This is a genomic window from Bifidobacterium thermophilum, from assembly GCF_037482445.1.
Lineage (GTDB): Bacteria > Actinomycetota > Actinomycetes > Actinomycetales > Bifidobacteriaceae > Bifidobacterium > Bifidobacterium thermophilum_B.
The window spans coordinates 264002-287168 of the sequence record NZ_JBBHLY010000003.1; the positions used below are offsets into that span (position 1 = coordinate 264002).

The 23167-nt window shown below is 62.1% G+C and carries 13 protein-coding genes; 11 read left to right on the forward strand and 2 right to left on the reverse strand.

Annotated elements, in window-relative coordinates:
* Positions 1-492 precede the first annotated feature (492 nt).
* The 8 genes from WD012_RS03795 (at position 493) to WD012_RS03830 (ending at position 12123) form a co-directional block, all read left to right on the forward strand.
* Positions 493-1113 carry a MarR family winged helix-turn-helix transcriptional regulator gene (locus WD012_RS03795; protein ID WP_339562452.1) on the forward strand — a complete coding sequence of 207 codons (621 nt, stop codon included), beginning with the start codon at positions 493-495 and terminating at the stop codon, positions 1111-1113.
* A gap of 200 nt (positions 1114-1313) precedes the next feature.
* The gene (locus WD012_RS03800; RefSeq protein WP_339562453.1) at positions 1314-3221 is read left to right on the forward strand and encodes an ABC transporter ATP-binding protein; all 1908 of its coding nucleotides are present in this window, start codon (positions 1314-1316) and stop codon (positions 3219-3221) included.
* Positions 3222-3326: 105 nt separating this feature from the next.
* Positions 3327-5201 (forward strand): ABC transporter ATP-binding protein, encoded by a 1875-nt coding sequence (locus WD012_RS03805; protein ID WP_339562607.1) that lies wholly within the window; start codon positions 3327-3329, stop codon positions 5199-5201.
* Between the two features lie 1885 nt (positions 5202-7086).
* The gene (locus tag WD012_RS03810; RefSeq protein WP_339562454.1) at positions 7087-8283 is read left to right on the forward strand and encodes an ABC transporter substrate-binding protein; all 1197 of its coding nucleotides are present in this window, start codon (positions 7087-7089) and stop codon (positions 8281-8283) included.
* Between the two features lie 248 nt (positions 8284-8531).
* Positions 8532-9455: a branched-chain amino acid ABC transporter permease gene (locus WD012_RS03815; protein WP_339562455.1), complete on the forward strand. Its 924-nt coding sequence runs from the start codon at positions 8532-8534 to the stop codon at positions 9453-9455.
* 2 nt (positions 9456-9457) lie between these two features.
* A complete protein-coding gene (locus WD012_RS03820) occupies positions 9458-10549 on the forward strand; it encodes a branched-chain amino acid ABC transporter permease (protein ID WP_339562608.1) in 1092 nt (363 codons plus the stop codon).
* 1 nt (position 10550) lies between these two features.
* A complete protein-coding gene (locus WD012_RS03825) occupies positions 10551-11426 on the forward strand; it encodes an ABC transporter ATP-binding protein (RefSeq protein WP_339562456.1) in 876 nt (291 codons plus the stop codon).
* The gene (locus WD012_RS03830) at positions 11419-12123 is read left to right on the forward strand and encodes an ABC transporter ATP-binding protein (RefSeq protein WP_339562457.1); all 705 of its coding nucleotides are present in this window, start codon (positions 11419-11421) and stop codon (positions 12121-12123) included. Before WD012_RS03825 ends, WD012_RS03830 begins: the two co-directional genes overlap by 8 nt.
* A gap of 673 nt (positions 12124-12796) precedes the next feature.
* Here WD012_RS03830 and WD012_RS03835 read toward each other — a convergent pair.
* Together WD012_RS03835 and WD012_RS03840 are read right to left on the reverse strand one after the other, a co-directional pair.
* Positions 12797-14089: an FAD:protein FMN transferase gene (locus WD012_RS03835; protein ID WP_339562458.1), complete on the reverse strand. Its 1293-nt coding sequence runs from the start codon at positions 14087-14089 to the stop codon at positions 12797-12799.
* 720 nt (positions 14090-14809) lie between these two features.
* Positions 14810-15274: a YbaK/EbsC family protein gene (locus tag WD012_RS03840; protein ID WP_339562459.1), complete on the reverse strand. Its 465-nt coding sequence runs from the start codon at positions 15272-15274 to the stop codon at positions 14810-14812.
* Positions 15275-15684: 410 nt separating this feature from the next.
* On the opposite strand from WD012_RS03840, the gene WD012_RS03845 reads away from it, so the two are divergent.
* The 3 genes from WD012_RS03845 to WD012_RS03855 all read left to right on the forward strand — a co-directional run bounded on the left by WD012_RS03845 (position 15685) and on the right by WD012_RS03855 (position 23043).
* The gene (locus WD012_RS03845) at positions 15685-18450 is read left to right on the forward strand and encodes a SpaA isopeptide-forming pilin-related protein (RefSeq protein ID WP_339562460.1); all 2766 of its coding nucleotides are present in this window, start codon (positions 15685-15687) and stop codon (positions 18448-18450) included.
* A gap of 225 nt (positions 18451-18675) precedes the next feature.
* Positions 18676-20514: a SpaA isopeptide-forming pilin-related protein gene (locus WD012_RS03850; RefSeq protein ID WP_339562461.1), complete on the forward strand. Its 1839-nt coding sequence runs from the start codon at positions 18676-18678 to the stop codon at positions 20512-20514.
* Positions 20515-20970: 456 nt separating this feature from the next.
* Positions 20971-23043: a SpaA isopeptide-forming pilin-related protein gene (locus tag WD012_RS03855; protein WP_339562462.1), complete on the forward strand. Its 2073-nt coding sequence runs from the start codon at positions 20971-20973 to the stop codon at positions 23041-23043.
* Positions 23044-23167: the final 124 nt, after the last annotated feature.

The following is a 23167-nucleotide window of genomic DNA, read 5'->3' on the forward strand; positions in this document are numbered from 1 at the left end:
ACTGGTGCCGTCGTTGTGTGAGTGAATCCTCGCACGATGGTCCTTGTGCTCCTGCTGTGGGCTGGTTTTGGTGGTTTGGGGTGTCGTTGTGTGAGCCAATCCTCACATGTTGACGGTCTTCCCGGTCGAATCGCCCCCCGGGGTTACTGGTGCCGTCGTTGTGTGAGCCAATCCTCGCACGATGGCCCTCGAGCTCCTTCTGCTGACTGGTTTAGATGGTTGGCACCGTCGTTGTGTGAGCAGATCCTCACCTACTGCCGCTTGGAGTTGATCCGTCCCGTCCGTGCACTGTCCTGTCTGCGCTCGCCCGCTTGAGTCCCGACCGAATTGCGCACTCAGCTTCTCTTAAGGCATATTTGCTGGGGTCAATATTTGACACCGTAAAAGATGAAGAGTATAAACGATGCAGATTGATGTCGAGACGCTCTTGCCCGCGCAACTGTGTCCGCGTCAATGCTAAGACACCCGCACCAACGCCAGAAAGGAGACCGGATGGCATTCGAGGATGACGCATTCGAGCGAATGCACAAGATCATGACCGACGGCAGATCGGCCATGATGGAAAACATGAACCGTGTCCATCGTGGTGAACCGGCAGTTATGCGCGAACTCGCCGTCAAAGGGGAGCGCACGCCCAGCCAGCTCGCCGACGCGACCGGCAACAGTCCGGGCCGCATTTCCGCGATTCTGTCCGCGCTGGAGAAAAAAGGCTGGGCTACACGCACCATCGACCCGGAGAACCGCAGGCACGTCATCGTGCGCATCACGCCGGAAGGCGAACGGCTCGTCAAACTGCACAAACAAGCCATGGAGGATCGCATGCGCTGGGTGTTCGGGCAGATGGGCGAACGGCGTACCGAGCAGTTCCTTAACCTGCTGACACGGTTCATTACCTACATGAGCCTGTGCGGGCCGGACGATCCCGTCCCCGACGAGACCGCCATCGCAAAAGCCTTCGAGCGTGCGGGCATTCCCTACGACCCTGCGGCGGATCGCGTGAACGTCGTTGCCCAAGCCGCCCGCACCGCTGCCGCCGGGCAGCATCCGGGCGGCAAGCCAGGCGATACCCCCGCAGACGACGATCCCACGAACACCGCCTGCGCCTTCGCATAAGCACCGGGGCATCGGGGCGTCGGGGCACTCGGCCCGCTTGCCCGCCCCGCCCCACCCCGGCTGGCCAGATCCGCTCAGCTCAGTCCAGCCCGGCTCTCCTACCGCATCACTGCCTCCCACTTTCCGGCTACACCGCCAACCGGCGTACCAGCCGCAACCCCATCACCCGTTTCCAACCAACGTCCCCGAAAGGACACATTGTGATACGAATCTGCAAATACCTCTCGAAATTCGAGTGGTTCCAACTCTTCATCGGCCTGCTGTTCATCGTGGCCGGCGTGTTCCTCGAGCTCAAACTCCCGGACTACATGGCCGACATCACCAAGCTCGTGGAAACCCCGGGCGGCGAGATGCACGACGTCTGGGTGGCCGGCGGCAAGATGCTCGCCGTGTCGCTGGGCGCGGTCCTGTGCACGATCGCGGTCGGCTTCATCACCGCCCGTGTCTCCGCATCCTTCACCCAACGCCTGCGCTCGCTGGAATTCCGCCGCGTGGAATCCTTCGGCCTTGAGGAGCTGAACAAGTTCTCCACGGCCAGCCTGATCACGCGTTCCACGAACGATGTCACCCAGATCCAGATGTTCATCACCATGGGCCTGATCATGCTGGTCAAATCGCCGATTATGGCGGTGTGGGCGGTATGCAAGATCGCTGGCAAAGGCGTGGACTGGACGTTCGCCACAGGCATCGCCGTCGTGATCGTCATGTCGGCGGTCGCCGTGATCATGTCGCTGGTCATGCCGAAATTCCGCAGCATGCAGGCCCTGACCGACAACATCAACCGCGTCGCCCGCGAGAACCTGACCGGCCTGCGCGTGGTGCGCGCCTACAACGCCGAGGACTACCAGCAGGGCAAGTTCGACAAGGCGAACCGCGACCTGACCGAAACCCAGCTGTTCACCAACCGCGCGATGTCCGTCATGATGCCGCTCATGAACACGGTGATGAACGGTCTGATGCTCGCCGTCTACTGGATCGGCGCCTACCTGATCAGCGACGCCGGCATGATGGACAAGCTCACCCTGTTCTCTAACATGGTGGTGTTCTCCAGCTATGCCGTCCAGGTCATCATGAGCTTCCTGATGATGAGCATGGTATTCGTGCTGTGGCCGCGAGCGGACGTGTCCGCCAAGCGCATCCTTGAAGTGCTTGACACCGAGCCGCACGTCACCGACGGCGACCGTATGGAAGGCGCGACAAACGCCGACGGCACGCCGGTTCGCGGCAGCGTCGAATTCCGCGATGTGAGCTTCGCCTACCCGGATTCGCGCGAACCGATGCTCGAACACGTGAGCTTCACCGCACAACAAGGCCAGACGGTCGCGTTCATCGGGTCCACGGGCTCCGGCAAAACCACGCTCGTCAACCTGGTGCCGCGATTCTACGATGCGACCGACGGCCAGGTGCTGGTCGACGGTGTGGACGTGCGCGACTACAATCTCCAGGCACTGCGTGACAAGATCGGCTACGTACCGCAGCAATCCGTGATGTTCAAGGGCACGGTCGCATCCAATATCGCATTCGGCGACAAAAGCCAGGGCGGCAAGGCCGTGGAAGGCGAGCGGATCGGCGATGTCGAGCTCATCGACACATCCACCCCGCAAGGGCGCGAGCATGAGCGTGAACTGCGCCAGGCCGATGCCGTCGGCGATGGCGCGATCGGACGCCTGACCGACGCGCAGATGGAGGACGTGCGCAAGGCGTCCGCCGTAGCGAAGGCCGACGAGTTCGTCACCCGCATGGAGGGTACATACGAGGCGCCAATCGCGCAAAGCGGCTCCAACGTGTCCGGCGGGCAGAAGCAGCGCCTGTCGATTGCGCGCGCGGTGTGGCGCCACCCCGAGATCCTCGTCTTCGACGATTCCTTCTCCGCGCTTGACTTCCGCACCGACCACGATGTGCGCGAGGCGCTCGCCCGCGAGGCCGGGGACGCGACGAAACTCATTGTCGCCCAACGTATTGGCACGATTATGGACGCCGACCGGATCATCGTGCTCGACCAGGGGCGCGTTGTGGGTCAGGGCACACACAAGGAGCTGCTGCACAACTGTGAGGTTTATCGCCAAATCGCCGAAAGCCAGCTGAGCGAAGCCGAACTCGCCTCCTGACGCAAGGCGCGGGGCGTGGTACAGCCGGCGCGAATCGCCAGAACCGTTATCTTTCTTTGCTTTCTTTCTTTGCTTTCCTGAAAGGACACACACATGCCAGGACCAATGGGTCACGGGCCGGGAGCCCGAGGCGCGGTTGAGAAACCGCAGGATTTCAACGCCATCATGGGCAAACTCGCCGCGTACTGCAAGCGGTACCTGCCCGCGATGATCATCGCGCTCATTCTGGGCGCGGCCGGCACGGTCTGCCAGATCATCGGGCCGGACAAAATCAAGGACATCACCAACGAAATCGTCAAAGGCATGCCGGCCATCGTGCACGGCAAGCCCGTCGTCGGCAGCATCGACCTGACGGCGGTCAACCGCATCGCCTTTACGCTGGTCGCGCTGTATGTCGGGTATGCGCTGTTGAACTACGTGCAAAGCTGGATTATGGCGACCATCAGCCAGCGGACCGCGCAAAGCCTGCGCGACGACATTTCCAAGAAAATCAACCGTCTGCCGCTGCGATACTTCGATAACACGAGCTACGGCGACGTACTCAGCCGCATCACCAACGATGTGGACGCGATCGGCCAGACGCTGGGGCAGAGCCTTGGCGCGCTTGTCACGTCGGTCACGCTGTTCTTTGGCGCGCTCATCATGATGTTCGCCAATAACGTGACCATGACGCTCACCGCGGTGGGTGTCAGCATCATCGGTTTGATTGTCATGATGGTGATCATGAAGGTCTCGCAGCGGTTCTTCGCCCAGCAGCAGCTCGCGCTCGGCCAGACCAACGGGCACGTGGAGGAAATGTATGCCGGCCATGTGATCGTCAAGGCGTATTCGGGTGAGGCGGATTCGATCCGGCAGTTTGAACGCTACAACGACAGCCTGTATGAATCCGGCTGGAAGTCGCAGTTCCTGTCGGGTCTCATGATGCCGCTCATGAACTTCGTCGGCAATCTCGGTTATGTGGCCGTATGCGTGGTGGGTGCTGCGCTCGCGATGGATGGGCGCATCGAATTCGGCGTGATTGTGGCGTTCATCATGTATGTGCGCCTGTTCACGCAGCCGCTTGCCCAGTTCGCGCAGGCGTTCCAGAACCTGCAACGTTGCGCCGCAGCGTCCGAGCGCGTGTTCGGCTTCCTCGAGGAGCCAGAGATGGGCGTTGACGCGACCGGCAGCTTCGCCGAGCATCGTGCCCAAATCGAGGCGGCACAAGGCCATGCGCATATGAGCGACTCGTTGGGTGACCGTGCCCGTGGCGACGTGGACTTCGACCATGTGCGCTTCGGCTACAAGCCTGGCAAGCCGGTCATTCATGATTTCAGCGCGTCCGTGAAAGCAGGACAAAAAGTCGCAATCGTCGGGCCGACGGGCGCTGGCAAGACCACGATGGTCAACCTACTTATGCGCTTCTACGAGCTGGACGGTGGCGAAATCCGCATCGACGGCGTGCCGACGGCGTCCATCCCGCGCTCCGAGGTGCACCGCCAGTTCTCCATGGTGCTGCAAGACACCTGGGTGTTCCAAGGCGCCGTGCGCGAGAACATCGTGTACGACAAGCAGGGCGTGACCGACGAGCAGGTGCGGGCAGCCGCGAAGGCCGTGGGCCTCGACCGGTTCATCGAATCGCTGCCGCAAGGCTACGACACCGTGCTTGACGACAAGGCCGCGCTGTCCGCCGGGCAGAAGCAGCTGCTCACCATTGCGCGCGCGATGGTGCAGGATGCGCCGATCCTGATTCTCGACGAGGCGACATCGTCGGTGGATACGCGCACCGAGGAGCTCATCCAGAAGGCCATGGATCAGCTGGCCGTCGGCCGCACGAGCTTCGTGATTGCGCACCGCCTGAGCACGATCCGTAACGCGGACATGATCCTCGTCATGAACCACGGCGACATCATCGAACGCGGCACGCATCAGGAACTGCTCGACAAGGGCGGCTTCTACGCCGACCTGTACAACAGCCAGTTCGCCTCGCTCGTCGCGTGAGGCTGGGCAGGGCGCTGAGTTCGGTGCCTTGCGTTTGGCGTTTCGCCTGGTGCCTTACGTTTAGCGTTGTTTCCATCGTCCCTTATTATCAGTTAGCTGTTAAGTGATAATAAGGGGCGATGTTATATCAGTTAGAGGTTAAGTGATGATAAGCGCGGCTCGGATGTCATCGTGTGAGGATTGGCTCGCACGTTCAGGGGTGCGGTGATTGGATATAGCGATTTGGGCTGTCGGACAGGCGGTTGTGTGAGGATTGGTTCACACACTGGCACTCCCAATCGTCAAAACCGGCTCGCAGCAGGGGGCCAAGGGTCGTTGTGTGAGGATTCGCTCGCATTCTGGCGGAGTGGGTGGTTCCGGTTTGCTGATTTGGTTTGGTCGGGGGTCGTTGTGTGAGGATTGGCTCGCACTTTGGCGGGTTGGGTGGTTCCGATCGTGTGGTCTGGCCGGTGAGGCGGCCATCGTGTGAGGATTGGCTCACATTCTGGCACCCCCGATCATTAATTCCGGCTTGCAGTAGGGGTTCAAGGGCCATCGTGTGAGGATTGGCTCACGTGGTGGCGCTCCCGGCAATTGATGCCGGCTTGGAGCAGAAGCCCGAGGGGCGGTATGGGAGGATTGGTTCGCACTTTGGCGGGTGGGGTGGTCGGGTTCGGTGGTTGGGGTTGTCGGAGAGGTTGGTGTGTGAGGATTGGCTCACATTCTGGCGGAGTGGACGGTTCCGGTTTGCTGATTTGGTTTGGTTGGGGGCGTTGTGTGAGGATTGGCTCACATGGTGACGGTGTCGGCGGTCAATTTCGGTTCGCAGTAGGGGTTGAGAGGTCGTTGTGTGAGGGTTGGCTCGCATGGTGACGTGTTGGGTGGTTCCGATCGTGTGGTCTGGCCGGTGAGGCGGCCATCGTGTGAGGATTCGCTCGTATTGCGACGGGTTGGGTGGTTCCGGTTTGCTGATTTGGTTTGGTTGGGGGCGTTGTGTGAGGATTGGCTCGCACAGCGGGCGGGTAGCTTGGCGACGGGTCGGTTTCTTTCGGGTATCTGGCTGCGGTGCGACTGGTGGGTTGCACAGGTGGCCGGTAGCTCGGTCCGGTGGATGGTTCCCTGGGCTATCTCGTCGCGGTGTGACTGGACGGTTGCACGGGTGACCGGTACCTCAATCTCGGTGGGGTGTTTTGGGTGGTGTCTGGCTGCGGTGTATCTGGATGATCGCACGGCGGGCTGGTGGCTCAGTTTCGGTGAGGTGTTCCGGGAGGTATCTGTCCACCGTGCGACTTGCGTGTCGCACGGGTGACCGGTATCTCAGTCCCCGGGATGTTTCCTTGCGGTATCTGGTTGCGGTGCGACTGAATAGTCGCACGAGTGGCTGGATACTGTTGTGCGTGAGAGCTCGCCCGCGCCTCGCCCCGCACCACCCCGCCTTGAGCCCCGCCTGCGCCTGCGCCCCGCATCACCTGCGTTACCAACAACCGCACGTAACCCCGCGCCAATACGCCGGCAACATGATGATTGCCTGAAAAACAGAACGCCGTAACCGCAGCCCCTCCTCAAAACAACCCAGCAAACCCGCACAATTCCGGCGATTTCGCCCCGCGGCGTCCACATTGTGGACATAAAATGTCTCAAGATGAGGTTATCGAAAAGTTCAGTATAAGGACAAGCCATTTACATATCCGCAATCCTCGCGTATAAAGGGAACCCAGCAATAGATGAGAAGAGGTTTACCCGAGTAAGGCCAAAAGCCCGAAGAACCTTTGCCTGACGGCGGTTGACGGATTCACCCGATCACATGTCGCGCACGTCTGTGGCATTCAGAATCAGCATTTCTTGCGATATTCTGACGAATTCTCACGATTATTCCCAGAATCTTTTGTAGAGAGGAAGATTCCTGATGAACGCAAAGTTCTTCGGCAAGACGACCGCCATCGCGGCGGCCGCGGCCATGATGATGTCCATGGCGGCCTGCTCCGGCGGCAGCATGGACGATTCCAGCAACTCCGCTGGCGCTGCCAGCGGCAACACGATCACGCTCGGCAGCATCACCACGAATTCCGGCACCGCCGCAGCGTACGGCGAGGCCGAGCTCAAGGGCTTCAAGTTGGCCATCAGCGAGATCAACGCCAAGGGCGGCCTGAACGGCAAGAAGATCAAGCTGGAAAGCATGGATGACAAGGGCGACGCCACCGAAGCGTCGAACGCCTTCAACAAGCTGGCCGGCGACAGCAATGTCCTCGCCGTGCTCGGCCCGACGATCTCCTCGACCACCGCGGCCGTCGCCCCGCTGGCCGACCAGTCGAAGCTCCCGGCGATCGCGCCGGCCGCAACCTCCGATTCCATCGCCACCGGCGGCTACCTGTTCCGCACCTGCTTCAAGGATTCCTACCAGGGTGAGATCGCGGCCAAGTTCGCCGCCGAGACCCTGAAGGTCAAGAAGGTCGCCGTGCTCTACGGCACCGGCGACCCGTACTCCTCCGGCGTGGGCAAGGCCTTCGCCGCCGCGGCCAAGAAGGCCGGCCTCGACGTGGTCGACGAGGAGAACTCCTCCAGCGCCGACGACACCGAATACTCCTCGCAGCTGCAGAAGATCCAGGCGTCCGGCGCCGAGTTCCTGTACGCGCCGTACTACTATTCGGTCGCCGGCCCGTACATCATCCCGCAGGCCCGCGCCCTCGGCTACAAGGGCTACGTCATGGGCCCCGACGGCTACGACGGCCTGAAGCTCACCGGCGACAAGTCCCAGTACGACAAGGTGCTGTACACCACGCACTATTCGCCTGACGACACGTCGAACACCAAGGTGCAGGACTTCATCAAGTCCTACAAGAAGGCCAACAGCAACCAGGAACCGAACACCTTCACCGCACTCGCGTACGATTCCGTGTACATGTTCAAGCAGGCTTACGAGAAGGCCGGCAAGAACGCGACCCGCGAGCAGGTGCGCAACGCGATCTCCGGCATGTCCTTCAGCGGTGTGACCGGCAAGTTCACGCTTGACAAGAAGGGTTCACCGAACAAGTCCGTGATCGTCCTTGAGCTCAAGGATGGCAAGCCGACGTATCGCACCACCATCCAGCCGTCCACCAAGTGAGGCCGGCCGCCGTCCGCGACGGGCACCCGACGTCGCGGTGAGACAGCACAACCAATCCCGAAGGAGAGGGTCGTTTCCGGCCCTCTCCATTCGCGTACTGGCCGCATTTTCAGGCGACGTCACGCTTACATACATAGAGCTTTACACCTACGTTCGCTGATTCGCTGATTGACTGAGTCAACGATTGGCGCACATTCGAATACACATTCACACATCTATTCACATTCACACACACGAAAGGAGGAATGATGAGCGGTTTCGTCATGTTCATCAGCCAGATTTTCAACGGTCTGAAGATCGGCAGCGTGTACGCGCTCGTGGCGCTCGGCTACACGATGGTCTACGGCATCATCCGGTTGCTGAACTTCGCCCACGGCGATTTCATCATGATCGGCGCCTACACGCTGATGCTCAGCATTCCGGCACTCGCCGCCATGGGCATGCCCGCCTGGACGGCCGTCATTCCCGCAACCCTGGTCTGCGCGCTGGTCGGCGTGCTCGTCGAACGGCTGGCATACAAGCCGGTGCGCGAGAAGGGCAACAGCATGACCGCCCTGATCACCGCCATCGCCATGAGCCTGCTGCTTGAAAACGGCTCGCAGGCGATTTTCGGCGCCGACTACAAGACCGTCCCCACCATCGTCTCCATTCCGACCCTGACCATCGGCCGGCTGAAGATCGACGGCGCGACCATCGTGTCCATCGTGCTCGGCGTCATCATGATGGTCGCCATGCAGCTGTACGTCAAGCGCACGAAGCAAGGCAAGGCCATGCGCGCGGTGTCCGAAGACAAGGAAGCGTCCCTGCTCATGGGCATCAACGTGAACGGCACCATTACCCTGACCTTCGCCATCGGTTCGGGTCTCGCCGCCATCGCCGCGCTCATGTATTGCGTGTCCTACCCGCAGGTCTCCCCGACGATGGGCATGATGCTCGGCCTGAAAGCCTTCGTGGCGGCCGTGCTCGGCGGTATCGGCTCGATTCCTGGCGCCATGGTCGGAGGCCTCGCGATCGGCCTGGTCGAAAGCCTGACGAAAGCCTACATCGGCACGATTACCGGCGGCGTGATCACGTCGGCGTTCTCTGACGCGATCGTGTTCGCAATCCTCATCATCGTGCTGCTCGTACGCCCGTCCGGCCTGATGGGCGAGCCTGAGACGGAGAAGGTGTGACGATGAAGAAATCCGCGCTTTCCATGAAACAGTCCTATATCGTGTGCGCTGTAGGTATCGCCGTGCTGTTCGGCCTGCTCATGGCGGTATGCGAATCCGGGGCCGCGAACACGTATATCAAGGGCATTCTGATGACCTGCTGCATTGCGGTCATCATGACCACGTCCCTGAACCTGACGGTCGGCGTGCTCGGCCAGCTGACACTCGGCTGCTGCGGTTTCGAGATGATCGGCGCCTACTCCGCGGCCCTGCTCAGCAAGCTGATTGTCGCCAAGGGCATCGCGATGGACCCGACCGCCCGCTTCCTGCTCACGATTTTCGTGGGCGCTGTGATCGCCTGCATCTTCGGCATTCTGGTCGGTATCCCGGCGCTGCGTCTGCATGGCGATTACCTTGCGATTATCACCCTCGGCTTCGGCGAGATCATTCGCGTCGTGCTGCAGAACATTCCTGCCGCCGGTGGCGTCGGCCTTGACAAGGGCCAGGCCGGTCAGGCGCTTATCGGCATCGACCGTATCGCCAACCTGTATGTCGTGTTCTGGATCACCGTGATCACCGTCGTGCTGCTGTTCATGTTCGCGCGCTCCCGCTACGGTCGCGCGGTCAAGGCGATTCGTGACGATGAGATTGCGGCCAGCGCATCCGGCCTGAACGTGACGTACCTGAAGGTGCTTGTGTTCGCGATTTCCGCGTTCTTCGCGGGTCTCGCCGGCGGCATTTACGCGCAGTACATGGGTTCGCTCACCCCGGCGTACGCGGGCTGGCTGCAATCCACGAACTACGTGATCATGGTCGTGTTCGGCGGCATGGGTTCGCTCACCGGCTCGATTCTGTCGGCCATCGTGCTCACGATTCTGCCGGAGGCGCTGCGCGCGTTCTCCGACTACCGCATGCTCGTCTACTCGGTGGTGCTGGTCGTGTTCATGATCTTCCGCCCGCAAGGCATCTTCGGATCGTGGGAGTTCTCGCTGCCGAAGCTCATCAACCGCATCGTCTACCGCAACGGGCGCGGCGGCGCGGCGAAGGCGGCCATCGCGGCGGAAGGCGCTGCAACCGCGGCAGAGACCTCGGAATCCGCCGGAAAGGAGGCGTGAGATGGCCGAACAACCAATCCTGCGCGCCGAGCATCTCGGCATCACCTTCGGTGGTCTGCGCGCTGTCGACGATTTCAACATGACCATCAACAAAGGTGAGCTCGTCGGCCTGATCGGCCCGAACGGCGCCGGCAAGACGACCGTGTTCAACCTGCTCACCGGCGTGTACAAGCCCACCGACGGCGAATTCTGGCTGGACGGCGAGAAAATGAACGGCAAGAAGACCTACCAGGTCGTGCGCGCCGGCATCGCCCGAACCTTCCAGAACATCCGCCTGTTCAAGCAGATGACCGTCGAGGAGAACGTGCTTGTCGCGTTCAACGAATCCTTCAGCTACCACATGGGCGGTGCAATCTTCCGCACCCCGCGTTTCTGGCGCGAGGAACGCGAGATGCACCAGAAAGCCATTGATTTGCTGCGGATTTTCAAGCTCGAAGGCCTCGCCCAGACGCAGGCGGCGAACCTGCCGTACGGCGCCCAGCGCAAGCTCGAAATCGCGCGAGCGCTCGCGACTGGCATGAAGCTGCTGCTGCTTGACGAGCCGGCTGCTGGCATGAACCCGACCGAGACCGAGGACCTGCTCGAATGCATCAACACAATCCGCGACCGGTTCGGTATCGCGATCCTGCTGATCGAGCATGACATGAGTCTCGTGATGAACGTGTGCCAGCGCATCCAGGTGCTTGATTACGGGCGTACGATCGCGTCCGGCCTGCCTGAGGAGATTGCGCACAACCCACGCGTGATTTCCGCATACCTCGGCAGTGACGAGGATGAGGATGACAAGGCCGATGAGGCTGAGGGCGACGCTGCTGTGGACGGTAACGCGGTTGCGGGCGGTAATGTGGCTGATGGCAAGGAGGAGCACGATGCTTGATATCAAGAACCTGAGCGTATCCTACGGTGCCATCGACGCGGTCAAGGGCATCAGTCTGCATGTGGATGACGGCGAGATCGTGTCGCTGATCGGTGCGAACGGCGCCGGCAAGACCACGACCCTGCACACCATCACCGGACTGGTGCCGGCCAAATCCGGCAGCATCATGTTCAACGGCCAGGATCTGCTGAAAACCAAGGCGAACCGGATCGTGACCCTCGGCATGGCGCACGTGCCCGAAGGCCGCCACGTGTTCACCCGCATGAGCGTGCAGGAGAACCTGGAGATGGGCGCGTACAGCCTCAAGGACACCTCGCATGTGACCGAGGATCTGGACAAGGTGTACACGTATTTCCCGCGGCTCAAGGAGCGTCGCCGCCAGCTGGCTGGTACGCTGTCCGGCGGCGAACAGCAGATGGTCGCAATGGGCAGGGCGATGATGAGCCGGCCGAACACCATTCTGATGGATGAACCGTCGATGGGCTTGTCGCCGAAACTGGTCAAGGAGATTTTCCGCATCATCGAAAAGCTGCACGATGAAGGCATCACCGTGCTGCTGGTCGAACAGAACGCGAAAATGGCTCTGTCGATCGCCGACCGCGCGTACGTGCTGGAAACCGGCCGCATCACCATGGAGGGCAAGGCCAGCGACCTGCTCCATGACGAGAAGGTGCGCAAGGCGTATCTCGGTGCGTGAGTTGCGGTTGCGCTCGCGCTAGCGCCAGGCGCGGCTGCGTGAAGGGGAGAAGTCAGGAGAACCTGGTTCCTCCCCTTTTTGGTGTCTGGTGGCTGTTTGGTGGCCGTTGATTCTGCTCGCCGTGCGACTATGCGGTCGCACGGCGGGCCGGGTAGCGTTGTGTTTCCGACTGATGGGCGCGGTATCTGCCTGTGGTGTGATCGGGTTGTCGCACGGCGGGCGGGTAGCTTCATGATTCAGTTGGGTGACGGTGGTATCCGCGGGTGGTGTGACTATGCGGTCGCACGGCGGCCGGATAGTGCCGTGGCACTGCATGGTCGGTGCGGTATCTGCCTGTGGTGTGACTGCTCTGTCGCATGGCAGGCAGGTAGTGTCATGATTCTTCCCGCAGGGTGGGATATCCGTCAGCAGTGTGACTGCCGTGTCGCACGACAGGCAGATAGTGTTGTGTTTCCCGTTGATGGGTTTGGTATCTGTCCGCTGTGTGATTGGTCGGTCGCATGGTGGCTCAGATAGTGTCGTGGTTTGGCATGGTCGGTGCGGTATCCGCGTGTGGTGTGCCGGCGTAGGCGCATGGCGGGCAGGTACCGTTGTGATTCGGCCCGCCGGCCGGGGTATCTGTCTGTGGTGTGACTGTGTAGTCGCACCGCCGGCGGGTAGCGCCGTGACCCGGTTATGCGACGAAGAACCGGCCGGGGAACTTCTCGCTCATCATGGCATGACGTCCAGCATCGAGGAGCGCGCAGGAGAAACTGAAGTACTGCGCGAGCCGGTCCGGCTCGGTGACGAACAGGGCGGTCGCCAATCCGTCGGCAACGGCGGTCGGGCATGTGGCAAATGTCGTGATGCCGGGCGTGCAAGCAGGTTCAGGGGCCGGCGGGTCTGGCGCCAAGCCGGGCGCTGAGTCAGGCATCAAGTCTGTCATTGAGCTCCGCGCCGAGCCCGATGCCGCAGGCGCGGCGGTGGTGTCGGCGGGGCCAGCGGTGGTGACGGCTTCGGTGGCATCGGCAGTGGCGGTGATTCCGCCGGGTCCGGCAGTGACGGTGTCAGCAGATTCGGCAGTGGTGGCGGTGACAGCGTAATCGTGATCATCGGAGCCGGAATCAACGGCAATCATGCTTCTTGTTGCCTCGATGGCATCACCGTTTTTCGGCGTTGCCGCCGGTCTCCCCGCCACGGTATCAGGCGCGGGAACAGCCACCCATGCTGCGCTCACGCCATGCGCGGGCTGCCCGTCGATGGCGTTCAACAAGTGATGCAGTTTATACGCGGCTCCCCAATGCCGTCGACTCGGCGCCGACGCACAGAACGATCCGTTTGACATATGTGCAATGCCAATTGCGCTCGCTGTATCTGCCGGGTCTTCCAGCCCAATCGATACCGGTCGTGCGGCATCGGGAATGTTGATAGCCATATCGCCGCCGGCGTCGATCAGCCATTCACCACTGATGATTGTGCGCAATCGCCGAGCCAGCACATCGACCAGATAGCCTTTCCCGCACGCCCCGAAATCAAGATGCACCGCGCGATGCGTTACCAGCGTCGTACCGTGCCGTTCCACGTCGCCTCGCCATGTGGGTCGACCGTGGATGCTGCCGGTATGCTCGCGCGCGTCCCGTTCGACGGTGAACGTCAGGTCGGCACCGTAGCCGAGCCGGATCAGATCCTCACCCACGCAAGGATCAATCGCCCCGCGACTCGCAGAATCCAGCGCATCATAAAGCTCAAACAGCGGCAGTGACCAGTCGGGGAAATCAAAGGAACCGCCGCGGCCAGCCGTTGCCATGCGCCCGACCAGGGAATCCGCGCGGAACCGGGAAAGCGTGATGCCATACTCGTCGATGAACGATTGCAGGTCGCACTTCAACGTGGTGCCGATCGGTTGCGCGCTCCGCACGATAATGCCGGTACCCAGCGCTTCCGGAAATGCCGTGATGTGCGGCATCCGCTCCTGCAATTCACTCATGCCGACCATCGTACAAGCCGCGCGCGGGTATGGGAATGGGGGAATAGGGAGTGAGCGGGGACGGGAGGAGACGGTAGTGGGTAACAGCGGGAGTGGGGATGACGAGTGGATTGCGGGCGGATGCTGGTGGTTGCGGGTGGGCACTGACTGGCGCGGGCGGATGTGACGAAGCCGTGGATTGTGCGGACGTCGTTGTGTGAGCCGATTCTCACATGGTGGCCCATGGACACCTTTCGGTGGGTGGGTTTCTATGGCTGCGGACGTCGTTGTGTGAGTTGATGCTCACATTGTCGCCGGTCGGGCAATCCGAAAGGCTGGATTCTGTCGTCCCGACCGTGGGTGTGTGAGCGATTGCTCACACGATGGCGCCTGTGGCCTTCTCCGCGGATTGCTTTCGGTGGACGCGGTGTTGTTGTGTGAGTGTGGGCTCACAAGGTGGGGTGTTTGTGGGCTGGATTGGGTTTGCGCGGGAGCTGTGGGTGGCGTTGTGTGAGCGAATCCTCGCATTGTCGCCGGTCGGGCGGTCCGGGTGGCTGGATTCGGTCGTTTCGACCGTGGGTGTGTGAGCCGATACTCACACGATGACGTCTCTGGGACGGTCAGGCGGCTGATTCCGTCTGCGCTTCGGCCTAGGTGTGTGAGCGAATCCTCACACGATGACACCGACACCTCTCTGGGGATTGTTTTGTGTCGGCAGGTCGCGTAGCACTGCCGTTGGTGTTACTCCTTGCACACGTCGACCCACTCGTCGGCGCCGGAGACGTCGTAGAGCTCGTCGGGTGTGAGCTTGACCGCGCTATGGTCGTCGCCGCCCGCAGGGTAGACGGTGTCGAATTCGCGCAGGCTGCGGTCGAGGTAGACGCGCACGCCGTCCTTGATGCCGAAGGGGCACACGCCGCCCGGCTCGTGTCCGATATACGCGTCCACTTCGCCGAAAGGAATCATGCTCGCCTTGCTGTGGAAGGTGGCCTTGTACTTGCGGTTGTCGACGCGCGCGGTGCCTTTGGTAACGATGATGATCGGCTGGCCGTCGAGCAGGAACGACAGGGATTTGGCGATACGTTCGGGCTGCGTGCCGAGCGCCTCGGCCGCTTCCGCGACAGTGCCGCTGGCGGCTTCCAATACGATGATACGGTCGGCGTATCCACGGGCCTCCAGAAAATCGTGCGCGTTGGCGAATGACATGTATGCCTCTTTCTCGTCGTGGGGTCTGCCCGGCCCATTCATCGCACAGATCGCGATGATGCCTTCCGTCAGGTGTACACGCCGCATGTAACGGCACGGTTGGTTGTGTCGCGGGGGTGTCGCTCGGGGGATGGCGCAAGGCGTGGAGGGTATGCGGGCGGGGGAGGGTCTCCCGTGCTGGTAGACTGGTGCTAGAAGTTGGCTGTGATGCCAAAACCACGGAATTGAGGAGAGTTGGGATGTCCACACCAAATAGCAGCGGGTTCGCGGGTCGCGCGAGCCTGCTGAACGCGAACGGGGGGGGGTATTCACTTTCAGCCTCGGCTGAGGTAGCTGGGGGAAACGGCGGCGGATATGCTTCCGCACAGCATGCCTCAGGCAACGGTGCCGGCATGGTTGTGCGGCGACGTGTGGCATCGCGCAGCCAGCTTGTCCGTCGTCTTGTCGCGGCGTTGGCGCTGGTGTGCTGCGTGGTTCCGTTCGGTGTGCGTGCCATGTCGCCGGCATCGGCACGGGCGGCCGGCGCCGCCGGCTGGTGTACGTCGTCGGCGAAAACCATTGGCGATATCACCATGGGCAGTGATACCGCGCACGCCACTACGGATTACGGCATCGCCACCTATGCGGGCGGCAACATCAACCTGACCGGCTATGTCGTCGAATCGGAAGGTCTGATGGCCACGCCGGGCAACATGGTCATCGACCAACAGAAGGCCAGCTGGGGCGGCCGTGGCTTCCGGTTCGGCACGGTCGGCTTCGGCGCCCAGTACCGCCCGGTGGCTTACAAAGGCGCCACGGCGGTCGCGGTCGGCGGGACCGTGACCAAAGGCAGCACCCATGGCGGATGGATCGCAAAAGACGAGTACCAGGCGCAGGTCGGCGGGTCGTCCGACCAGAACGCTTTGCGGACCGATACCACGAGCGGCAGCTCAAGCCCGAGTACGCAGTCCTCATGGTGGAACTGGTCAGACCCGCTCAATGTGAAGGCGACCGATCCAGATGATGTCAACGGCACGGTAAACAAGGACTATTCGGATTTCACCGCCACCACCTTCACGAACGCCGATTCCATGATGAACGCGCTGAACGCGCTGAGCACCGGCGCTGTAACCGGCAGGTACCATGGCACGGCGGCCGATGGCGGCTCGTACTCGGGCAGCGTCACGCGCAACCGGTATGATTACGGCCAATCGCCCAATGCCAGCGGCTACACGGCAACGTTCTCGGTCAACGAGAAAGTCATCAAGCTCACCGGTGACAACACGTCGTCCCTGCAGGTCTTCGATCTTCCGGCGAGCCTGATCAGCGGAGTGGGCGTGAGTGATTCCTACACCGGTATCTCCTGGGATTTCGAGGACATCCCGGATGGCGCCTCGGTGGTCGTGAACGTCACCGGTGACGCATCCGGCCTCACCTTCCGCAACGGCTGGCGCTTCATATGGAACGGCACGGACATCGGCGACGGCTACTCCTACGCGAGCAGCTCGCTCGCCAAAACATATTCCACGGCCGCCCAGTCGGTCATGTGGAACTTCGCCCGGACAGGCGACCTCACCATCCTCGGCGGCAAGGCGACGAATGCCACCGTCAAGGGTGATAGCAACGTCTCCGGCACGACGGCGTCCGGCGCCCAGAAATGGGGGCAGAAAGGCGCTCAGTTCACCGCATCCTCCACTGACGACCCGGCCGCCGCCATGATCGGCAGCATCATGGTCAACGGCAGTTTCACCGACCATGTGACCACGAACGGCCGCGTCTACGTGAAAGACACGTTCACGATGACCAACTCCGCCAGTGATGTGGTCAAGCTAGGAAACCAGACCGTGCAATACAGCGAAGGCCCCTCCACCTCGATCATCGACATGGACTCCGAACGCCACAACTTCCCATGGGTCGGCACGTATCTGAGCTCCTGCGCGACCATCCGGTGGGGCAAGGCGGATGTGGCGAAGCAAAGCACCGCGACGCTCACCGATGCCAGCACCCTGCTGCCTGGCTCGAAGTGGGGCGTCTACGCGTCCGAATCCGACGCCAACAGCGATGCCAGCGCCATCGCCTACGTCACTGACGGCGACACGAGCGCGGAAAGCGAATCCGACCAGCGCAAAGCTGACCAAGACGGTTCTGACAACGGCATCCTGGTCGTATCGGGTCTGAACCCGGACGCCACGTACTATATTCGCGAAACCGCAGCGCCAGCCGGCTACAGCTTGAATTCGACCGTCTACACCATTCACACGGGCGCTGGCGGCAGCACCTCCACCCTTGCCTCCGACAACGGCATTATCTTCGACACGAAGAAACCTGGTACCGTCGCATGGACGAAAAAGGATTCCACAGTCGCGGGCGCGGACCTGACCGGCTCGGTCTGGGAACTGTACCAGTGCAGCACGAAGCCCGCCACCCCCGCCGCATGCACGGCCTGGACCGATAAGGGCGCACAGACTTCAGCAACCGGCAAGTTCACCGTGGCCGGCATCGCTGCGGACGCTACATACAAACTCATCGAAACCAACGCCCCGACAGGGTATGACACCGTTTCCACGCCGTTCTACTTCATCGGTGTGAGCGACGGCCCGGCCCGCTTCGTCGACGGCGACGGCAACCAGCTTGCCGACGGCAATACGTACACGTACGATTCTGCGAACGGCGTCAACCTGGTCGCCGACACCCGCAAGACCGGCAGCGTCACCTGGAAGAAAACCGATGAGAAAGGCCCTCTGGCCGGATCCGAATGGTCGCTGGCCTTCACATCAGACGCTGGCGGATCGCCCGTCACCAAGACCGTAGTGGACTGGTCCGACGCGTCCGCCACGCCGGCCTGCGACACCTCGACATCGTTCTGCGACACCGATCCGACCTCCGGCACCATCACGCTCACCGGCCTCGAATGGGGCACGTACACGCTGACCGAGACGAAAGCCCCGGCCGGGCACGTGCTCACTTCGAAGACCTACACGTTCACCATCGCGCGCGACAAGAGCGCCGACACGGTGGACGTATCCAAGGGGCTCTCCCAGGCTGTCGACCTCGGGAGCATCGAGAACGAGACATCCGTCACCTCGCTGCCGAAGACCGGATCCGACTGGACCGCCCGCACCATGGCGGCAATCGGCGCCACCGTGTTGGCCCTCGCGGCAGTCGCCTACGGGTTCGCTATGCGAAAACGCTGGTGAACCGAAGTCTTTGGAGGACGGGGCGGCACGCCGGCACTCGCTGATTGCAGGCGTATCGCTGCCGTTCCCCAGCCGATACGGGATGCGTGTATGCGCGCCCGCCCTGTCGGTGATAACAGAACAGTCGTAATGGTTTTGCCCGGGCACGTGAAGTTGCATGCCCGGACTGGCGCGGCCGGACGTCGGCCGCGTGGAAGAGACGAACATTAATGAAGGAGAAAGATCATGAAGACTTCTTTGAAGAGGTTCTTCGCGGGTGTGGCCGCTGCGGCCGTGGCCGTTGGCGGTCTGGCGCTTGGCGCCACGTCCGCGCAGGCCGCGGGCCCGGTGGCCTCGACCCGGAAGGGTAGCCTGACGGTGAGCGCGTCGAACGGTACCGCGGGGCATGCGTTGACGGCGTATCTGGTGGCCGCGTATAACGGCGATTACACGGCGGAGACCGATGGCTCGCTGGATCTCGATACGTTCAAGTACGTGGTCCCGTCGGCTGACGAGTCGGCCGTGGAGGACGCGTTGACGGCTGCGGGCGTGACGGCTTCGGCGTCGGGTTCCGCGACGATCGCGGAGGAGGGCCTCAAGCAGCTGACCGGCCAGAGCGCCGACAAGCCGTTCGGCTACACGGCTGGCACGGCTACGGCCTCGGCCGCGGAGCGCAAGTTCGCGGACGCTTTGGCCGCGAAGATCAAGGACGGTTCGTGGACGCCGTCCAATGCGCAGACCCTGACCGAGGGTGACGGCAAGTTCACCGCGGACCTGGATCCTGAGGGCCTGTACCTGGTGGTCGACACGTATGCGCAGACCGGCGATTCGAACAGCACGCAGTCGGTGCCGATGCTGGTGGGCACGAAGTTCGCGAACGCCGATATCAAGACGCAGCCGGACGGCGTGGGCGAGGTCGATATGAAGAACACGACGCTCTCGGTGGGCAAGGAGGTCGTGACGGATGGTACCGGCGCGACCGCGGACAACACCCCGTCGTACAACATCGGCGATACCGTGTACTTCCACCTGACCACGAAGATCCCGGATTACAGCGGCTACGAGGCCGACCCGACCCTGGAGAGCAAGCAGAATACCCGCCTGCTGAACCTGGTCGACGAGTTCCAGGCGGGCAAGTTCACGGATACGCAGGTCGTGTCCGTGAAGGATTCCACGACCGCGATCGGCGACCTGGTGCCGGGCACGGACTATGACGCGACCGGCGAGGGCACGGACACGGTGACCGTGGACCTGAAGAAGCTGGTCAACGGGTATGCTGGCGCGAAGACCGGCTGGAAGGCCGGCGACGTGATCGACGTGGTCGTCTCGGGCGTGCTGTCCGCGGACGCGACCACGACCGACACCGTGAACAACGCGGACGACAAGACCGGCAGGGATGCGAACGGCAACTTCAACAAGGTCACGCTGAACTATTCGAACAACCCGAAGGACAATTCGCAGCAGAACAAGGTGCCGGGCCCGGTCGTGAACGTGTACTCGTTCAACCTGAACGTGAAGAAGGTCGACCAGGACAACCAGCCGCTGGCCGGCGCCGAGTTCCAGATCTCGAACGAGGCAGGTACCCTGCTGTACTTCACCAAGTCCGGCAGCACGTACACGCCCGCCAAGGCCGGCACCGCCGGCGCGACCGAAACCCTGGTGTCCGGTACGGACGGCTCCATCGCGGTCAAGGGCCTGAAGGCGGGCACGTATGTCGTCAAGGAGACGAAGGCGCCGGCGGGCTTCTTCCAGGGCGCGCTGCCGTCCTACACGGTCACGATCGCCGAGGACTACACGCACGACGGGACGAACCGTACCCGTGATTCCAGCTCCGGTGACGACTGGCTGACCACGCTGACGTACACGTACACGACGCTGGACGCGAACAAGCTGGTCACCAAGGACACCACGTCCACCGCCGCGCCGGACACGTCGACCGCGACGGTGAAGAACGTGAAGTCGATCACGCAGCTGCCGAAGACCGGTGCCGCGGGCATCGCGTTCTTCAGCGTGATCGGCGTGGCGATTGTCGCGCTGGCCGCCCTGTTCGCGGTCCGCGCGCGCAAGGCCTCCCGTCTGGCCTGAGCGTATGACGCGGTAGCGGCGCGCCCGGCGCCCGTGTAGCGCCCCCGTGCCATACCCCCTGTGGAGCCCTGCAGCCCCGGATACGGAACCCCGCATCCCCCGGCCGCAGGGCTCCACGCATTCTCTCGACCGGAACCATATTGCGCAGCCCTCTTGCTTGAACCGGCTACGCTGACGGGCCTGAACGTAGCTGGTCGAATATCTTCCCAAACCGGCGACACAGACGTACTTTCCTCCATAGGTGGACAACAGCGTCGCTTTATTAGACAACGCCCGGCGTGTTGATGCTTCATACCCCCCCTATGCCCATATGATGGGAAATACCTGACGGCGGTGCCGATGATGGCAGCGGCGCAGGTGCAATAGGTATTGTCCGATCGCGCGACGATGAACGTTCGGACGGGCACAGCGGTGTTTGTTGGGCTGTGCGGAAGAGATGAAAACGAAGGAGCTATCATGAAGGCTTCATGGAAGAAGTTCCTCGCGGGTGTGGCCGCCGTGGCCATGACCGTTGGAGGATTCGCATTGGGTGCGGGTACGGCGATGGCGGCCATCGGCGAAGGAGGCTCCGACGACAATCCCCTCGGGTCAACGACCACCGATACCACAGCCAGGATCGCCGTACGCGATGATTCCTACGATAGCCACGCCGACCGGTACAAGGCGTACTTGGTCGCGGCGTACGACATGGACAACGTGAAACCCGCCGCGGCGAATGCCAGCTATCTCGATATCGAGACACTCAAGTACACGCAGGGCGACCTTTCCGATGACATGCTCAAGACGGCGCTCACGGCCGCCGGTGTGGACAGCTCGACCCTGACCAGCACCGAAGCGATCTACTCCGCGCTCAAAACCGTGGCCACCCAATCCCCGGACGCGCCATACGGCTACACCGACACCGCGAACCCGGGCAAGGGCGTGGCGACCGAACGCAAGTTCGCGGACGCGCTCGGCTCGGCGCTCGACGCGATGGGCTCCACGGAGCTGGACAGTCTCACATCCACGAAGATCACGCCGGTCGGGCATGATGCGTTGGAGGACACCGACACGCTGACAAGCGATAACGGCACCGCGGTCCCGAAGACGGGCCTGTACCTCGTGTGGGACACCATGAAGGACACCACGGACACCACGGAGACGTCCACGCGCTCCGTGCCGATGCTCGTCTCCTCAACCCTGTACAAGGCGCCGAACACCGTGTACCCGGGCCTGTGGCTCTCCGATGGCGACCACACCAATGTCAACGGCATCATCGACGTCAAGAGCACGTATAACACCGTGCTCAAGCAGGTGGTGAAGAAGGACGGTACCACACCGAACCTGACCCCCTCGTATTCAATCGGCGACACCGTGACCTTCCAGCTGCAGACCTATATCCCGAACTACGCCGGCTACACGAAGAACACCGATACGACGGCGCTGGACGCGCGCAAGCTGCTCGTCACCGACACCTTCGAAAAGAATGCCAACGAGAAGATCCCGTTCAGCAACCCGAAGGTCACCGGTGTCAAGCTGTATCGGGCGAACGATACTACAGGCGTCTACGAGGAACTGAAGAATGGCGCATTGGCGGAAAACACCGATTACACGGTGGCGACCACCACGGTCAGTGACACCGATACCACGGTCAACGGCATGAAGATCGACCTGGCCAAGCTGGTCAATGGCAGCGGTACCACTGCGGCAGGCGTCGCGTGGCAGACGAACGACTGCGTGGTAATCACCCTGACCGCCACCTTGAACAAGGACGCGTTCGTCACAGACACGGCCGGCGCCGAAACCACGGGCGTCGACCCGAACGGCAACGCGAACAGCGTGAAGGTCGACTTCTCCGATCACACCGCCACCGGCCATCATGAGGTGCTTGGCCCGACGGTGAACGTGTACTCGTTCAAATTCAACCTCGTCAAGCAGTACGTGAAGGATTCCACGAAGCTGGCGAACGCCCAGTTCACCATCAAGAATTCCGACGGGAAGTGGCTGACAGGGGCAGACGGCACGTGGGGCACCGTCGACAACGAGCCGACCGTGGATACCGCCTATGCCACGGATGCTGCGCCTGATGCGGTGGCACTCGCCGCGAAAGGCGTCTTCCTGACCGACTCCAACGGCCAAATCGCCTTCAACGGCCTTAAGGAAGGCACGTACACGGTCCACGAGATCAAGGCGCCGCAAGGGTACTTCCAGAATGCGCTGCCTGCGTTCGACATCACCATCAAGCCCACGTACACGCCGGATAACAGCAACGGGAGCCAGGCTATGTTCGACGAGAACGAAGATGTCGTATCCGGCGATCACATCCTCACGGAGCTGGAGTATACGTACGGCACGTCGAGCGCGAACGGTCTGGTGACCGCGGCCAAGAACACCTCGAGTGTGACCGTCGACAACGTGAAGTCCATCACCGAGCTGCCGAAGACCGGTGCCTTGGGTATCGCGTTCTTCAGTGTGATCGGTGTGGCGGTTGTCGCGTTGGCGGGCGTGTTCGCGTCCCGTGCGCGTAAGGCCGCCAAGCTCACGGTCTGACCACGTATGCGCGGTAAAGGTATGTCCGGCGCGTTGAACCGCCGGCGGCAGCCGTGCCGCGTCTTATACGGAGCCCTGCAGCCCCGGGATACGGAATCCCCGCATCCCCGGCTACGGGGCTCCT